This is a genomic window from Streptomyces pristinaespiralis, assembly GCF_001278075.1.
Lineage (GTDB): Bacteria > Actinomycetota > Actinomycetes > Streptomycetales > Streptomycetaceae > Streptomyces > Streptomyces pristinaespiralis.
Genome location: NZ_CP011340.1, coordinates 2,690,313 through 2,705,910, shown reverse-complemented (window position 1 = coordinate 2,705,910; position 15,598 = coordinate 2,690,313). Strand labels below are relative to the sequence as shown.

The following is a 15,598-nucleotide window of genomic DNA, read 5'->3' as shown; positions in this document are numbered from 1 at the left end:
AGGGCTGCGCTACGACGAGACGTCGGCGGGATCATCCCCGCTGACGCGGGGAGCATCACTTAGCGCGAGACCTTGCCGGCCTTGATGCACGAGGTGCAGACGTTGAGCCGCTTCGGCGTCCGACCGACCACTGCACGCACACGCTGGATGTTCGGGTTCCAGCGACGGGACGTACGGCGGTGCGAGTGCGAAATGTTGTTGCCGAAGCCCGGCCCCTTGCCGCAGACGTCGCAGTTGGCAGCCACGGGTCACTCCAAAGACTTCAGATGCACTTACGGTGAATCCGGCGCGCCGGAATCAGTAGATCTGAAGTGGCTTGCCGGGGGAATGGCCCGATTCTCATCGGGCAACTGGAGCAGCATACATCCACTGCTTCCGAGAGACGAAACTAGCATGCCGCCGCCGCCCCCCGCCCCGCTCACGGGCGGCGGCCTGGGTCTACGCTGCGGGACGACCCGCAGCCCGGGGCCCCGCCGGCCACCAGGAACTGCCCGGCCGCTCAAGGAGGAACACCAGGTGCCGCAGAGTCTCGACGCCTCGGCCGTACGCGACTGGTGCTCCCTGGCGCTGGAGTCCCTGGGCCGGGAGCGCGAGGAGATCGACGCGATCAACGTGTACCCCGTCGCCGACGGGGACACCGGCACGAATCTCTACCTGACCGTGGAGTCCGCCGCGCAGGCCGTGGAGGCCGTGTTCGCCGCCCACGAGACGGGGCACACCTCGCCCGCCCTCGCCGACGTGATCCGGGCCATGGCCCACGGCGCCCTCATCGGCGCCCGCGGCAACTCGGGCACGATCCTCGCCCAGCTCCTGCGCGGCATGGCCGAACGGCTCGGTGACGGAGATCACCTGGCGGGGGCGCTGCGGCGGGCCTCGGAACTGGCGCGTGAGGCGGTGGCGCACCCCGTCGAGGGAACCATCCTCAGCGTCGCCGGGGCAGCGGCGGACGCCGCGGAGAACGCCCCTACCGACGCCCTGCGGGCCGCCTACGCGGGCGCTCGGGCGGCGCTGGACGCCACCCCCGGCCAACTCGCCGTGCTGGAACGCGCGGGCGTCGTGGACGCCGGCGGACAGGGGCTGCTGACCGTCCTCGGGGCGCTGGTGCAGGCCGTCTCCGGCGAGGCGCCGCCGGCCGCCGCGCACGCCCACGCACGGCCGGCCCGGCAGAACCGGACGGCCGAGCCCTGCTCCGACAGCGGCCCCGCCTTCGAAGTGATCTACCTCCTCGAAGCGGACGACGAGGCCGTCGCCCGACTGCGGACACGGCTCGACGGGCTGGGCGACTCCCTCGTCGTCGTCGGCGGCGACGGCCTGTGGAACGTCCACGTCCACGTGGACGACGCCGGTGCGGCCGTGGAAGCCGGTGTCGAGGCGGGACGGCCCTACCGGATCCGGATCACGCACTTCGACACGGCGGCCGACCCGGCCCCGCGGGAGCAGGCCCAGCGGGCCGTCGTCGCAGTCGTGCAGGGCGAGGGGCTGGCGGACCTGTACGGGCGGGCCGGCGCGACCACGGTCCTGGCCCGCCCGGGAGAGCCGCCGGCCAGCGGCGAACTCGTCGAGGCGATCCGCCGGGCGCACGCCCGCGAGGTCGTCCTCCTCCCCAACGACACGTCCCTGCGCCACACGGCCGCCGCGGCCGCGGAACAGGCCCGCACGGCAGGTGTCCGCGTCGCCCTGATCCCGACCCGCTCCGCGGTCCAGGGCATCGCGGCCCTCGCCGTCCACGCACCGGACCGCCGCTTCGACGAGGACGTCGTCGCGATGACCGCCGCGGCCGGGGCGACGCGCTACGCCGAACTGGCCGTGGCGGAACACCGGTCATGGACCTCGGCGGGCGTGTGCCAGGCCGGCGACGTGCTGGGCCTGATCGACGGCGACGTCGCCGTGATCGGCGAGGACCTGACCGAGACGGCTTTGACCCTGCTGGACCGCATGCTCTCCTCGGGCGGCGAACTGGTCACGCTCGTCCTGGGCGGAACAGCGCCGGAAGGACTGTCCGACCGGCTGGAGTCCCATGTCCGCGAGGGGTACCTGGCGGTGGACACGATCACGTACGAGGGCGGCGGGGACGGGACGACGCCGCTGCTGATCGGGGTGGAGTAGGGGCGGACCGGTCCGCTGCCCGTTCCCCACCCCGCCCCTTCCCGAGACCGGGCTGCGCCCGGACCCGTACCGCGCTTCGCGCGGTGCCCTCAATCTCCGCCTACGGCCTGGCGGCCGTGGGAGGTGCCCCCGGGCGGGCTGACTGTGTCAGCCCGCCCGGCGTGTGAGGCGGGGGGTGCGGTGGAGGTCCCCCCACGCCGCCAGGCGCAGGGGAGGAGCCTCCGGTTCCGGGAAGGGGCGGGGTGGGGGAGAACGCCCCGCGGAGCGGCGCCCCCTCAGCCCTCCGCGACCTCCGCCAGCACCGCCCGCGCCTCCGCGCAACGCGACTGCGCGGTCTCGTCGGCCGCGCCCTCCCCGGATCCCTCGTACGTCGCAAGGACCCCCCGCGCGAGCGAAACCGCCGCGGGCGCGTCCCCCAGCGAGGCATGCAGCCAGGACGCCATGAGCTGTGCTCCCGTACGCAGGTCGGTGAACTGCTCGCCCGCCTCCTCGAAGGCCGCCACCGCCCGCAGGACGAGGGCGACCGCCTCCTCGTACGCGGTCCGCGCCGAGCCGTCCGTGTCGTCGGCTCCCGGCTCGCCGTCGCAGGAGCTCGCGATCAGGTCGCCGGTCTGGCGGTAGGTGTCCGCCAGTTCCGCCCGCAGCGCGGCTGAGGCGCCCGCGTCGGCCGACGCGGCGAGCGCCGACTCGCATTCCGTCGCCGCCGCCGCCATCAGCTCACGCGCCGCGCCGATGCCCGCCTGCCCCTCCCGTGCGGCGATCCATGCCCGCACGCGCAGTGTGCGCACGAGCGCGTGGATGTCGCCGAGGTCCCGCCACAGGTCGCCCGCGCGCTGGTACGCCAGTTCCGCCTGCGGGTTCAGCTGCGCACGGAACAGGGCCTGCCCGGCCAGGTTGGCGAGCATCGCGTGGTCCCGTTGTTCCGGCCAGCCGCGCGCGATGTCCGCCGCCTTCAGCCAGTGCTCGGCGGCCTCCCGTGGCTCGCCCAGCGCCGTGCAGCAGTCGCCCAGCCACCACAGCGTCTGCACGATCATGCCGTCGCCGTGGTCCTGCTCGGTCAGGTCGGGCAGTACGGACTCCAGCACGGCCGCCGCCTCGTCGGCCCGCCCCAGCTGGAGCAGGAACCCGCCGAGCCGGTGCCGTGCGTACGCGCCGTTGCCCGCGCCCTCGCCCGCTTCGTCGGCCCAGTGCGCCGCTTCGAGGGCGTGGTCGGCCGCCTCGTCGAGCTTGCCGCTGTCGGCGAGCGTCTCGACGAGCTGGAGGTGCAGGCGGGCCAGCCCGCCCGGTCCGGCGAAGGGGGCCGCGTGCTCCAGTGCGGACCGTGAGGCCCGCTCCGCGGTCCCGAGGTCACCGAGGTGCCTGCTGACGCCCGCCAGCTGGGTCTGTGGCTCCACGGCGAACCAGGGCCGGCCCGCCCGGACGTAGGCGTCGGCCGCGCGCGTGTACAGCTGTGCCGCGCCGGGCGCGTCGCCGCGGAACGCGGTGATGTCGCCCAGGTAACCGAGCGCCTCGCCGACGACGACGCCGACCGCGGGCTCCGCCTGCTCCGGCTCCGCGAAGGCGAGGAGCGCGTGCACGGCCTCTTCCAGGGACGTGACGGCCGCCTCCGCGGCTTCCTGGACCTGCATGCCGCCGATCATGTCGTTGAGTATCCGCACCCGGCTGAGCAGCGCCCTGCCGGTCTGCCGCGCGGTGGAGCGGCCTTCGGCGTACAGCGCGAGTGCCCGGTCGCAGGGTTCCTGCACGGCCTCCAGCGCCTCGGCGGGCCGCCCGTCGAGGCTTATGCAGTAGGCGGCACGGGACAGTGCGGAGGCCGCGCGACCGGGCTTGCCGGCCGACTCGTACAGCCCGGCCGCGGCGGTGAACAGTCCGATCGCCTCGGCCGGCGCCGTGGCGGGTGCCATCGCGCGGTGCTCGTCGATCTCCGCCCGCTCGAGATCGGTGAGTCCGGTGCCTTGCGGGCCGGCCGCCCGGGCCACGGCGGCCCATGCGTCGGTCGCGTGGGGATGCTGGTCCTCGGAGAGCCGGCGCGCCTCGGCCAGCAGGCCCGCCAGATCGTCGCCCGAGCCCGAGCCCGAGCCCGAGCCCGAGCCCGAGCCCGAGCCCGAGCCCGAGCCCGAACCGGCCCCTTCGACGCCACCGGCCGCCGCGGCCGGTGCCTCGCGCGGCGCGGGTACCGGCCGCACCGAACGGACACCGAGCGGCAGCCGGTCCAGCAGCGGCGAACGGTCCATGCGTTCCGCGCTCTGCTCGCTGAAGTACGTGTTGCCGTTGCGTGCGTCGAAACGGGCGGCGACGGCACGCGCCTCCGTACGCGCGTGGACGGCGAGTTCGCGGGCCGTCCAGACCCGGCCACCGGGACCGGTCAGGCGCGTGTCGCCGTGTCCCAGCGCGGTGAGCCGGTCGGTGAGCAGCGCGGTGACCTCCAGATAGCTGAGCAGACTGCTCGGCTCCCCGGTGTCCGTGAAGTACGAGGGACGTTCGGCCAGGATCTCCAGGCCGCGCGCCTCGTTGCCGGTCAGCGCGCAGAACTCGACATGCCGGGCGACGGCGTGGCGCATGCTCTCCTTGGAGCGCGCCAGCCGGTAGCCGCGCAGATGATGGGCACGGGCCTCCTCCGCGCGCCCCAGCCGCAGCAGGGGGAGCAGCGAGGCGGCGAGCACGGCGTGCGGCTCGTGCGCGCAGGTGAACTCGCCGTCCAGCACCGGCCGCCACGTGACGAGGGCGCCCTCGTCGTCACCGCACTGGGCCTGCCACGAGCCCTGGTTCCGCAACTCACAGGCATGGCAGTCGCTCTTGTCGTCCCGGTCGGCCGCCTGCCAGGCGTCGTACGCCCGCTGGGCGCGTTCCAGGTCGCCGATGTGCCGGGCGATCCGCAGTTCACCCTGCCGCACCGCCCGCTCGGAGTGGCCCGCGAGCCGGTAGCGGTGCTCCATCTCCGCCTGCCACTTCTCGATGGAGGCGAGCGGGATGTGCGGCTGGTCGACCATGCCGCTGGAGACCCACTTGAACATCCAGAACAGGGAGTGGACCTGCCGCCGGCCGAAGTCCTCCGGCCGGTCGTCCCACATCCGCAGCAGCCGCGCGAAGGGGACGAACATCTTGTCCGCCTCGGAGCTGTAGTTGTAGACCTGCATCAGATGGTCGAGGCCGTCGATGACGAGCGACGTGTCGCCGAGTTGTTCGATCTCGGCGAACAGCCGCTCCGCGCGGGCATTGCGCGCGGGCCCCTCCGGCTCACGGTCGTTGTCGCGCAACGCCTGGCGCAGCGCTTCGGCGTCCATGGGGGTGTCGAGGCTCATCGTCCGTTCTCCTGGTCGTGGGTGGCCCACTCCAGCAGGCCCATGAACGCGCGGTTGAGGAGCGCGGAGTCGGCCGGCCGCAGCGGCCGCTGCGCCATCAGCAGGGCCTGTCCGTACAGCGCTTCGGTCGCCGTCCCCGCCAGCTCCCCGTCCAGCGAACCGATCCTGCGTATCAGCGGGTTGAGGTGGTTGAGCACGAGCCGTGCGCGGGGTGCGCTGCCGCGCAGCGACCCGAGGATCCCGGCCCACAGGTCGTCCGCCCGGGCCTCCTCCTCCGCGCGCGCCTGCTCGTGCCGGGCGGCCCGGTCGTCGAGGTGGAGCGCGGGCACGGTCAGCGGGTGGAAGGCGCGCAGCACCACGTCGCAGCCCAGCGGCTCCAGCCTGGTCCGCGCGGCTGCCAGGAAACCGGCGAGGGCCAGCTCCTCCGCGGGATCGACGGCGTCGAGGTGCGCGGTGACCGTGTCCGCGTCGAGTTCGGAGACGACCGTGCCGGGACGCACCTCGGGCAGGCGCTCGACCAGTTCGGAGTCGTAGGTGTAACCACCGTTGATCAGGCCGATGCCCTGCGCGGAGGCGATCGGCGCGACCTGCCGGTACTCCTCGACCGTCCGGGCGAAGTGCACGACGGGGTGCCGCTGGGCGAACTCCTCCAGCGACAACCGCCCGTCCGTCGTCTCGAACGGCAGCCACGGCAGCATCGTCCGCAGCATGTCGCTGTCGTGCCGGGCCAGCGACTTCACGCCCAGGTGATGGACGGAGAGGAACTGCGCCAGCCGCTCCGGGTCCCCGGCGGCCAGCCCGGTCAGCCACTCCCGGATGCGCTCGCCGAGCGCCTCCCGTACGGCGGCGAGGGTCTCGTCCGCGTACAGCGATTCGCGGGAAGCCGTCGGGCGCAGGCTGTCGGTGTCGACGACGCACCGTACGAAGAAGGCCCAGTCCGGCAGGAGTTCGTCCCCCCGGTCGGTGAGCAGCATGCCCTTCAGGTGCACCCGGTGCCCGGAGCGCTGCGCCGGGCTGACCGCGGACGGCAGCACGTACGCGATCCCGCGGACTCCGGCGACGGGCAGTGTGAGGTCCACCGAGTCGAGCGGGGTGAAGCCGAACACGTCGTGGCAGTGGCGCGCGAGAGCGACCCGCCGCGCCGCCGGGCTCGGGTACGCACGGTCCCAGGGCGCCGGCAGGTCGGTGACCGGGGTGTCGCCGACCTGTACGTCGTACGGCAGCAGGGAGCCGAAGTCCCGTGCCAGGGCGGTCACCCGCTCCTCTGTGAGCCAGTCGGCGGTACCGGGCCGGGGCGCGAGGTACACGGTCGTGCCCGGCTCCGGCCGGGCGCTGTCGGGCAGGGTCCGCACCGTGTACGACCCGTCGTCGCGGGCCGACCATTCCACGGGCGGCGCCCCGGGCGTACGGGCGCTGCGGCTCACCACCCGGATCTCGGCGGCCACGACGAAACAGGCGAGCAGCCCGATGCCGAACTGACCGAGGAACCCGGCCCGCGCGGACTCGAGCCCTTCGCGCTTGGAACTGCGGCCGATCGTCGCGAGCAGCGTGTGCAGGTCCGTCTCGGTCAGGCCGATGCCCGAGTCCTCGACGCGCAGACCGTCGCCGGTGGCGTACAGCCTGACCCGCGCGGGCGCCGAGGGGTCCTCCGCGCGCCTGGCGGTGATCGCGTCCACGGCGTTCTGGAGGAGTTCGCGCAGATAGACCCGCGGACTGGAGTAGAGGTGGTGGGAGAGGAGGTCCACCAGGCCGCGAAGGTCGACCTGGAAGGTGTGCGGTGTCGTCGTACCGCCGGACGGTGTCGTCTCAGATGTCATCGTCGCTGCGCCGGTGGGGGGTCGGGCGACGGCGCGGGTCGGGCGATCCCGTACGGCGGTGATCGCGAAGAGGGCGGAAGAGGGGCCATCGTAGGGCCCGCGGCACCGCGTTGACCAGGAGTTATCAACAGGTGTGCGACGACTGTCGGTGGAGTGGTGTGCAATGGATCGCGTGTCCGCGCTCGACGAACCCCTCAAGAAGACGCTCGGCGCCGCCACCGCCAAGGTGATGGCCGAGCATCTCGATCTGCACACCCTCGGTGACCTGCTGCACCACTACCCGCGGCGGTACGCGGAGCGTGGTGAGCTGACGTCCCTGTCCGAGCTGCCGCTCGACGAGCACGTCACGGTGGTCGCCCAGGTCGCCGACGCGCGGATCCACACGTTCAACCAGGGCCGCGGCAGGCGCCTGGAAGTGACCATCACGGACGGCAGCGGCCGGCTCCAGCTGGTCTTCTTCGGCAAGGGCGTCCACAAACCGCACAAGGACCTCCTGCCGGGCACGCGGGCGATGTTCGCGGGCAAGGTCTCCGTCTTCAACCGCAAGCTCCAGCTGTCCCACCCCGCGTACGAGCCGCTGAGCGGCGGCGCGAGCGCGGCCGACGCCGTGGACGCCTTCGCCAACCAGCTCATCCCGATCTACCCCGCCTGCAAGCAGCTGGAGTCCTGGAAGATCTCCAAGGCGATCGACGCGGTGCTGGACCGGTCCGCGGAGGCGGTGGACCCGCTGCCGCCCGCGCTGCGCGAGGGGCGGGGCATGGCGACCCTGCCCGACGCCCTGCGCAAGATCCACCGCCCTCGCACCAAGGCGGACATCGAGGCGGCCAGGGAGCGGCTGAAGTGGGACGAGGCGTTCGTCCTCCAGGTCGCGCTGGCCCGCAGGCGGTACGCGGACACCCAGCTCCCCGCGGTGGCCCGCCGCCCCGTGCCCGGCGGGCTCCTCGACGCCTTCGACGCCGAACTGCCCTTCACCCTCACCGAAGGCCAGCAGTCGGTCAGCAAGGAGATCTTCGACGATCTCGCGACCGAGCACCCCATGCACCGTCTCCTCCAGGGCGAAGTGGGCTCGGGCAAGACGATGGTCGCTCTGCGGGCCATGCTCGCCGTCGTCGACGCGGGCGGCCAGGCCGCGATGCTGGCCCCCACCGAGGTCCTCGCCCAGCAGCACCACCGCTCGATCACCGAGATGATGGGCGAGCTGGCAGAGGGAGGGATGCTCGGAGGCGCCGAGCAGGGCACCAAGGTGGTGCTGCTGACCGGTTCCATGGGCGCCGCGGCCCGCCGGCACGCGCTGCTCGACCTGGTGACCGGCGAGGCGGGCATCGTCATCGGCACCCATGCCCTGATCGAGGACAAGGTCCGCTTCCACGACCTGGGCCTCGTCGTCGTCGACGAGCAGCACCGCTTCGGCGTGGAGCAGCGCGACGCCCTGCGCTCCAAGGGGAAGCAGCCGCCGCACCTGCTGGTCATGACCGCCACCCCCATCCCGCGTACGGTCGCGATGACGGTCTTCGGCGACCTCGAGACGTCCGTGCTGGACCAACTGCCGGCCGGCCGCTCGCCGATCGCCAGCCATGTCGTCCCCGCCGCCGACAAGCCGCACTTCCTGTCGCGGGCCTGGGAGCGGGTCCGCGAAGAGGTCGAGGGCGGGCACCAGGCGTATGTGGTGTGCCCCCGCATCGGCGACGACGAGGAGCAGCCGAAGAAGAAGACGGCGGAGGACGAGGCGGAGAAGCGCCCGCCGCTCGCCGTCCTGGAGGTCGCCGACCAGCTGGCCAAGGGGCCGCTGAGCGGGCTGCGCGTCGAGGTCCTGCACGGGCGGATGGCGCCGGACGACAAGGACGACGTGATGCGCCGCTTCAGTGCCGGCGACGTGGACGTCCTGGTCGCCACGACCGTCATCGAGGTCGGCGTCAACGTCCCCAACGCCACCGCCATGGTGATCATGGACGCGGACCGGTTCGGCGTCTCCCAGCTCCACCAGCTGCGCGGCCGGGTCGGCCGCGGCTCCGCACCGGGCCTGTGCCTGCTGGTCACGGAGATGCCGGAGGCGAGCCCCGCCCGTCAGCGCCTGGCGGCGGTCGCCTCGACGCTCGACGGCTTCGAGCTCTCCCGCATCGACCTCGAACAGCGCCGGGAGGGCGATGTGCTGGGTCAGGCCCAGTCCGGGGTGCGCTCCTCGCTGCGGATGCTCACCGTCATCGAGGACGAGGAGGTCATCGCCGCGGCCCGCGAGGAGGCCGTCGCGATCGTCGGCGCCGATCCGGACCTCGAGCGGCTGCCCGAACTGCGCACCGCCCTGGACGCCCTGCTGGACAAGGAGCGCGAGCAGTACCTCGACAAGGGCTGAGAGACTCGGGCTGAGACACTTGAGGACGTGAGCCCGCTCAAGAGAGGCCCTTCATGACCCGCGTGATCGCCGGCGCTGCCGGCGGACGCCGCCTCGCCGTCCCGCCAGGCACCTGCACCCGCCCCACCTCCGACCGTGCCCGGGAAGGGCTGTTCTCCAGCTGGGAGTCCCAGCTCGGCACCCTCGACGGCATCCGCGTCGCCGATCTCTACGCGGGGTCGGGCGCGGTGGGCCTCGAGGCCCTGTCCAGGGGCGCGTCCCACGCCCTGCTGGTCGAGGCGGACGCCCGGGCGGCCCGCGTCGTCCGGGAGAACGTGCGGGCGCTCGGCCTGCCCGGCGCGGAGGTGCGTACCGGCAAAGCGGAACAGATCGTGACGGGTCCGGCGCCGGAGAGCCCCTACGACGTCGTCTTCCTCGACCCGCCGTACGCCGTCACGGACGACGATCTTCGGGAGATTCTGCTCACACTCCGCCTCCAGGGCTGGCTCGCGGACGATGGCCTCGTCACCGTGGAGCGCAGCACCAGAGGCGGAGAATTCAACTGGCCCAAGGGCTTCACGCCACTGCGGGCCCGTCGCTACGGCGAGGGGACGCTTTGGTACGGTCGCGCCGCCGCTACGTGCGAAGACGCACCATGACCGGACCGGAGAGCGAGGGACTTCCGTTGCGCCGCGCAGTCTGTCCGGGGTCATTCGACCCCATCACCAATGGGCACCTGGACATCATCGCCCGCGCCTCCAAGCTGTACGACGTCGTACATGTCGCGGTGATGATCAACAAGTCCAAGCAGGGACTCTTCACCGTCGACGAGCGGATCGCGATGATCCGCGAGGTCACCGGTGAGTACGGGAACGTCGTGGTGGAGTCCCACCACGGTCTCCTGGTCGACTTCTGCAAGGAGCGCGACATCCCCGCGATCGTCAAGGGGCTGCGCGCGGTCAGCGACTTCGACTACGAGCTGCAGATGGCCCAGATGAACAACGGCCTGTCGGGGGTGGAGACGCTGTTCGTGCCGACCAACCCCACCTACAGCTTCCTCTCCTCGAGCCTCGTCAAGGAAGTCGCCGCCTGGGGCGGCGACGTCTCCCACCTGCTGCCCGACACCGTCCACCGCGCGCTCGTGCGCCGGCTCGCGGAAAAGGGCTGAGCTGACAACTCGTCACCCGGTGTCGGGCGGCGACGGACTGCCCGTACAGTCGTCCCGTCCGTCTCCAACCCGCAGTAGAGAGTGGCGAACCACGGTGGACGTGCAGAAGAAGCTCGACGAGATCGTCGCGGCGGTCGGGAACGCCCGCTCCATGCCCATGTCGGCGTCCTGCGTGGTCAACCGCGCCGAGCTGCTCGCCATGCTCGAAGAGGTGCGCGAGGCCCTGCCCGGCTCCCTGGCCCAGGCCCAGGAGCTCATCGGCGGCCGTGAGCAGCTGGTCGAGGAGGCCCGCCGGGAGGCCGAGCGGATCATCGAGTCCGCCCACGCCGAGCGCGGTTCGCTGATCTCCGACACCCAGGTCGCCCGCCGGTCCCAGGACGAGGCCGACCGCATCCTCGCCGAGGCCCGCCGCGAGGCCGAGGAGATCCGGGCGGAGGCCGACGACTACGTCGACTCCAAGCTCGCCAACTTCGAGGTCGTCCTCACCAAGACCATCGGATCCGTCGACCGCGGCCGCGAGAAGCTCCTCGGCCGGGGGCCCGGGCTCGACGAGCACGGCTACGCCGACGAGGACGCGCCGGAGCACAGCAACGACCCGCAGACGCTCATCCAGCGGGCCGACCAGTACGTCGACGCCAAGCTGGGCGCTTTCGAGGCCGTGCTCTCCAAGACGCTCGACGCGGTCGGCCGCGGCCGTCAGAAGCTGCACGGCCGGATCGCCACGGACGATCTCGGCGCGCACATGGCCGCACAGGACGCCGCCGGCGGCCTTCAGCACGCCAGCGACGCGGACTACCTCGCCGGCCTCGCGGAACTCGCCGACCCGGCCCCCGCCTCCGCCCCCGCCCCGATGCCGGAGCGTGAGCAGGACGCGTACACGTACCAGCCGCAGCAGCCCGAGCCGCAGATCCCGGCCCAGCACGACCCGTACACGTACCAGCCCCAGGAGACGTACGCGGGCTACCAGCAGCCCGACCCGTACGCCGCCTACCAGGACCAGGGCTACGCCCAGCAGTACGCCCAGCCCGATCCGTACGCCGCCCCCGCCCACGGTGGCGGCTACGGGGAGATGCCGCCCCCGCCGCAGGCGCCGCCCCAGCAGGGCACGGCGCTGGACGAGACCAGCCTCTTCGACACCGGCATGATCGACCTGGAACAGCTGAACCGGTACGAGCAGGGGCGCTAGCCGTCGGCCCGGATTGGGTCTATCGCGGCTGTTGAAGTACCCTGGTTCTTCGGTCGCGCGTAGTTCCGCGATCCCGGCTGTCCGCTTCGCCCCACGAACCGGGACGGCCCCTCCCACGAACCGAAAGCAGGAAGTCCCCTGAGCACGCGCCTCGACCATCGCAATCCCCTCGTGTTCGACACGCACGAGCTGGGACGGCGGCCGGGTGCGCTCCAGCGGCTCTCCCGCACGGTGGACGCTCCCAAGGACCTCGGCATCGCCGATGTCATCGGTGTGCCGGAAGGCGCACCCGTGGAGCTGGACCTCCGCCTCGAGTCCGTCATGGAAGGTGTGCTTGTCACAGGCACCGCCCGTGCGACCGCCGAGGGGGAGTGCGTAAGGTGTCTGGAGCCGCTGCACCAAGAGGTCGCGGCGGACTTCCAGGAGATGTTCACGTACCCCGACGCCGACGACAGGGGCCGCAGTCGCACTGCGGAGCCTGCCGACGACGAAGAGGACGAGGACAGGCTCTTTCTCGAGGACGGCCTTTTCGACCTCGAGCCCGTGCTGCGTGATGCGGTGGTGCTCGCACTGCCGATGCAGCCGGTGTGCCGGGAGACCTGTGAAGGTCTGTGCTCCGAGTGCGGGGTCAGGCTGGACGAGAACCCGGACCACCATCATGACGCCGTCGACATCCGTTGGGCGGCACTGCAGGGACTCGCCGAGACCGTTCAGGACGGCGAGAAGGACAACATGGGCGGCGCCGAAGCGGGCGTCGACGAGAAGCAGGAGAAGTAGCCGTGGCTGTTCCGAAGCGGAAGATGTCGCGCAGCAACACGCGCCACCGCCGGTCGCAGTGGAAGGCTGCGGTCCCCACCCTGGTTTCGTGTGAGCGTTGCCAGGAGCCGAAGCAGCAGCACATCGCGTGCCCCAGCTGCGGCACCTACAACAAGCGCCAGGTCCTCGAGGTCTGAGCGGCTGGTGAGAGGCGCGATGTCTGAGTCCAACAAGACGGACAATGCCTCGTCCCACACGCTTCTGGAAGGGCGGCTCGGGTATCAGCTCGAGTCCGCCCTTCTGGTGCGCGCGCTGACCCACCGTTCGTACGCGTACGAGAACGGCGGTCTGCCCACCAACGAGCGGCTGGAGTTCCTCGGGGACTCCGTGCTCGGCCTGGTGGTCACCGACACGCTGTACCGCACCCACCCCGACCTGCCGGAAGGCCAGCTGGCCAAACTGCGGGCCGCTGTGGTCAATTCGCGTGCGCTGGCGGAGGTCGGGCGTGGCCTCGAACTCGGCTCCTTCATCCGGCTCGGCCGTGGCGAAGAGGGCACGGGGGGCCGGGACAAGGCATCCATCCTCGCCGACACCCTGGAAGCGGTGATCGGCGCGGTCTATCTCGACCAGGGCCTCGATGCGGCGTCCGAGCTGGTTCACCGGCTCTTCGACCCGCTCATCGAGAAGTCCTCGAACCTCGGTGCGGGCCTGGACTGGAAGACCAGTCTCCAGGAGCTCACCGCGGCAGAGGGTCTCGGTGTCCCGGAGTACCTGGTCACAGAGACCGGTCCTGACCACGAGAAGACCTTCACTGCTGCCGCCCGCGTCGGTGGTGTCTCGTACGGCACCGGCACCGGCCGCAGCAAGAAGGAAGCGGAGCAGCAGGCGGCGGAGTCCGCTTGGCGTGAGATCCGTGCCGATGCGGACCGGCGCCTGGCAGCGGCCAAGGCCGCCGCCGAGAGCGGGGCCGCCACGGACGAAGGGGACGCCGACACCCCTTCCGAACCGGCAGCCGCGGACGAACCGGCAGCCGCGGACGAGGCGGCACCGGCGGACCAGCCGGCGCCCGCGGACCGGCCGGCACCGGCGGACCGGGCTTCGGCCTGATTCCGCGGGCGCGGGCCTGATTACGGCGCTCCGTCGCACGACAGCAGTTCCGGTGAGGCCCCCCGTCACAGGCGGGGGGCCTCACCGCTGTTCCCGCCCGTCACCGGACCACGCCCTGGCGGTACCCTGCGGGCGACACCAAGTGACTCGCAGAAGGAGACCCGGCCCGTGCCCGAGCTGCCCGAGGTCGAGGTCGTGCGCCGTGGTCTGCAGAGCTGGGTCAGCGGTCGCACGATCGCCGACGTCCAGGTGCTGCACCCGCGCGCGATCCGCAGACACCTGCCCGGCGCGCAGGACTTCGCCGCACGGCTCACCGGCAGGACCGTCGGTGACGCCCGCCGGCGCGGCAAGTACCTGTGGCTTCCCCTCGCGGACACCGACACCTCGATCCTCGGCCACCTGGGCATGAGCGGCCAGCTTCTCGTCCAGCCCGAGCACGCGGACGACGAGAAGCACCTCCGTATCCGCATCCGTTTCACGGATCCACTGGCGACCGAGCTGCGCTTCGTCGACCAGCGCACCTTCGGCGGACTGTCCCTGCACGAGAACGCACCGGACGGCCTGCCCGACGTCCTCGCGCACATCGCCCGGGACCCGCTGGACCCGCTCTTCGACGACGCCGCGTTCCACACCGCGCTGCGGGCCCGCCGCACCACGGTGAAGCGAGCCCTGCTCGACCAGTCCCTGATCAGCGGTGTCGGCAACATCTACGCCGACGAGGCCCTGTGGCGCGCGAAGCTCCACTACGAGCGCCCCACAGCGACCCTCACCCGGCCCCGCTCGGTCGAACTGCTCCGCCACGTGCGCGAGGTGATGACGGCGGCCCTCGCCGTCGGCGGCACCACCTTCGACAGCCTGTACGTCAACGTGAACGGCGAGTCGGGCTACTTCGACCGCTCCCTCGACGCGTACGGCCGCGAGGACGAGCCCTGCCGGCGCTGCGGCACCGCGATGCGCCGCCGCCCGTGGATGAACCGGTCCAGCTACTTCTGCCCCCGCTGCCAACGCGTACCGCGGCCCGTCGCCTGACGCCGCCCGAGGCCGCGGCCCGGACGGGAGGCAGCCTCGGGCGGCAAACCGGACACCCCGGCCGGGATGCCCGAGCGATCAGGTCAGGAGACGTTGCCGCGGACGTCGTCGCCGAAGAGCCCGTCGGTGTAGGTGACGTACTTGGGGGTGAAGGCGCCCTCGCCGGTGATCGTTCCGGTGATCTTCTCGCCGGGTGCCAGGTCGACGGTGTCGATCTGGTGCTCGTCGACGCCGAGCTCCGCGGTGTGCTTGCTGCCGTCGGTGGCGGTGATCGAGAAGTACAGCGGATTCACGTCGATCTTTTCCTCCGAATTGTTGGCGATGGTGACCTTGACGCTGGTGTAGGCCCCGCCGTCGTGGAGGATGCTCGGTGCGAACCGGGTCTTCGTGGCCGTGACCTTCACCGGAGACTCGGGAGCCGGCTGCGCCGCAGGCTCGTCCTTCGCCTTCTCCGCGGACTTCGGGTCGGCCGCGGCCGGCTTCTCCGGTGCGGCGGCCCTCGTGTCCGGCTTCCCGCTGCTGCCCGTGCCGCTGTCGTCGCCGCCGACCAGTGCCCCGAGGACGATCAGGAACACGAAGACGCCGCCGAGGGTGATACCGGTGATCGCCCAACCGTTCATGCCCTTCTTCGGGGGCGGAGGGGGCTGGTACGGGGCGGGGCCACCCGCGTACGGCTGCTGGTACGGCTGAGTCTGCCGGTACTGCGGGTATCCGTGACCCGGCTGGTGGGGCTGCTGACCGTACGGGGGCGGGGTGGGGTGCGACATGCGGGTGTCTCCAGACAGTGGGCGGAGGTGA

General features: G+C 72.1%; 13 protein-coding genes. 9 read left to right on the top strand and 4 right to left on the bottom strand.

Going from position 1 to position 15,598, the window contains the following annotated elements; genetic code table 11:
• Positions 1–59: 59 nt before the first annotated feature.
• Complete coding sequence (gene rpmB / locus SPRI_RS11225) at positions 60–245, bottom strand: 50S ribosomal protein L28 (protein ID WP_003957616.1); 186 nt, start codon at positions 243–245, stop codon at positions 60–62.
• A gap of 271 nt (positions 246–516) precedes the next feature.
• On the opposite strand from rpmB, the gene SPRI_RS11220 reads away from it, so the two are divergent.
• A complete protein-coding gene (locus SPRI_RS11220; protein ID WP_053556893.1) occupies positions 517–2,106 on the top strand; it encodes a DAK2 domain-containing protein in 1,590 nt (529 codons plus the stop codon).
• Positions 2,107–2,381: 275 nt separating this feature from the next.
• Here SPRI_RS11220 and SPRI_RS11215 read toward each other — a convergent pair whose 3' ends face one another.
• A complete protein-coding gene (locus SPRI_RS11215; RefSeq protein WP_107082426.1) occupies positions 2,382–5,408 on the bottom strand; it encodes a hypothetical protein in 3,027 nt (1,008 codons plus the stop codon).
• Positions 5,405–7,225, bottom strand: coding sequence for an HSP90 family protein (locus tag SPRI_RS11210; protein WP_005311415.1), 1,821 nt, complete (start codon positions 7,223–7,225; stop codon positions 5,405–5,407). Before SPRI_RS11210 ends, SPRI_RS11215 begins: the two co-directional genes overlap by 4 nt.
• A gap of 163 nt (positions 7,226–7,388) precedes the next feature.
• Between SPRI_RS11210 and recG the strand changes: the two genes are divergently transcribed.
• The 8 genes from recG to mutM all read left to right on the top strand — a co-directional run bounded on the left by recG (position 7,389) and on the right by mutM (position 14,800).
• Positions 7,389–9,575 carry an ATP-dependent DNA helicase RecG gene (gene recG, locus SPRI_RS11205; protein WP_037773661.1) on the top strand — a complete coding sequence of 729 codons (2,187 nt, stop codon included), beginning with the start codon at positions 7,389–7,391 and terminating at the stop codon, positions 9,573–9,575.
• A gap of 53 nt (positions 9,576–9,628) precedes the next feature.
• A complete protein-coding gene (gene rsmD, locus SPRI_RS11200; protein ID WP_005311413.1) occupies positions 9,629–10,213 on the top strand; it encodes a 16S rRNA (guanine(966)-N(2))-methyltransferase RsmD in 585 nt (194 codons plus the stop codon).
• Between the two features lie 26 nt (positions 10,214–10,239).
• Positions 10,240–10,722: a pantetheine-phosphate adenylyltransferase gene (coaD, locus tag SPRI_RS11195; RefSeq protein WP_053556892.1), complete on the top strand. Its 483-nt coding sequence runs from the start codon at positions 10,240–10,242 to the stop codon at positions 10,720–10,722.
• Positions 10,723–10,816: 94 nt separating this feature from the next.
• The gene (locus tag SPRI_RS11190; RefSeq protein ID WP_005311410.1) at positions 10,817–11,908 is read left to right on the top strand and encodes an ATP synthase F0 subunit B; all 1,092 of its coding nucleotides are present in this window, start codon (positions 10,817–10,819) and stop codon (positions 11,906–11,908) included.
• A 171-nt stretch (positions 11,909–12,079) separates the two neighbouring features.
• A complete protein-coding gene (locus tag SPRI_RS11185) occupies positions 12,080–12,685 on the top strand; it encodes a YceD family protein (RefSeq protein WP_037773660.1) in 606 nt (201 codons plus the stop codon).
• Between the two features lie 2 nt (positions 12,686–12,687).
• Positions 12,688–12,861 (top strand): 50S ribosomal protein L32, encoded by a 174-nt coding sequence (gene rpmF, locus SPRI_RS11180; protein WP_026165248.1) that lies wholly within the window; start codon positions 12,688–12,690, stop codon positions 12,859–12,861.
• 19 nt (positions 12,862–12,880) lie between these two features.
• Positions 12,881–13,771 (top strand): ribonuclease III, encoded by an 891-nt coding sequence (rnc, locus tag SPRI_RS11175; RefSeq protein ID WP_005311406.1) that lies wholly within the window; start codon positions 12,881–12,883, stop codon positions 13,769–13,771.
• A gap of 168 nt (positions 13,772–13,939) precedes the next feature.
• Entirely contained in the window at positions 13,940–14,800 is an 861-nt protein-coding gene (gene mutM / locus SPRI_RS11170; protein WP_005311403.1) for a bifunctional DNA-formamidopyrimidine glycosylase/DNA-(apurinic or apyrimidinic site) lyase, read from the top strand.
• An 83-nt stretch (positions 14,801–14,883) separates the two neighbouring features.
• Here mutM and SPRI_RS11165 read toward each other — a convergent pair whose 3' ends face one another.
• On the bottom strand, positions 14,884–15,567 hold the full coding sequence (locus tag SPRI_RS11165; protein WP_037773658.1) for a DUF4352 domain-containing protein: 684 nt from the start codon (positions 15,565–15,567) through the stop codon (positions 14,884–14,886).
• Between the last annotated feature and the right edge of the window lie 31 nt (positions 15,568–15,598).

Excerpts from the sequence above, each read along its gene's own strand:
- SPRI_RS11215 (WP_107082426.1), bottom strand. The coding sequence starts at position 5,408 with ATGAGCCTCGACACCCCCATGGACGCCGAAGCGCTGCGCCAGGCGTTG.
- SPRI_RS11210 (WP_005311415.1), bottom strand. The coding sequence starts at position 7,225 with ATGACATCTGAGACGACACCGTCCGGCGGTACGACGACACCGCACACC.
- recG (WP_037773661.1), top strand. The coding sequence starts at position 7,389 with ATGGATCGCGTGTCCGCGCTCGACGAACCCCTCAAGAAGACGCTCGGC.
- rsmD (WP_005311413.1), top strand. The coding sequence starts at position 9,629 with ATGACCCGCGTGATCGCCGGCGCTGCCGGCGGACGCCGCCTCGCCGTC.
- rnc (WP_005311406.1), top strand. The coding sequence starts at position 12,881 with ATGTCTGAGTCCAACAAGACGGACAATGCCTCGTCCCACACGCTTCTG.
- SPRI_RS11165 (WP_037773658.1), bottom strand. The coding sequence starts at position 15,567 with ATGTCGCACCCCACCCCGCCCCCGTACGGTCAGCAGCCCCACCAGCCG.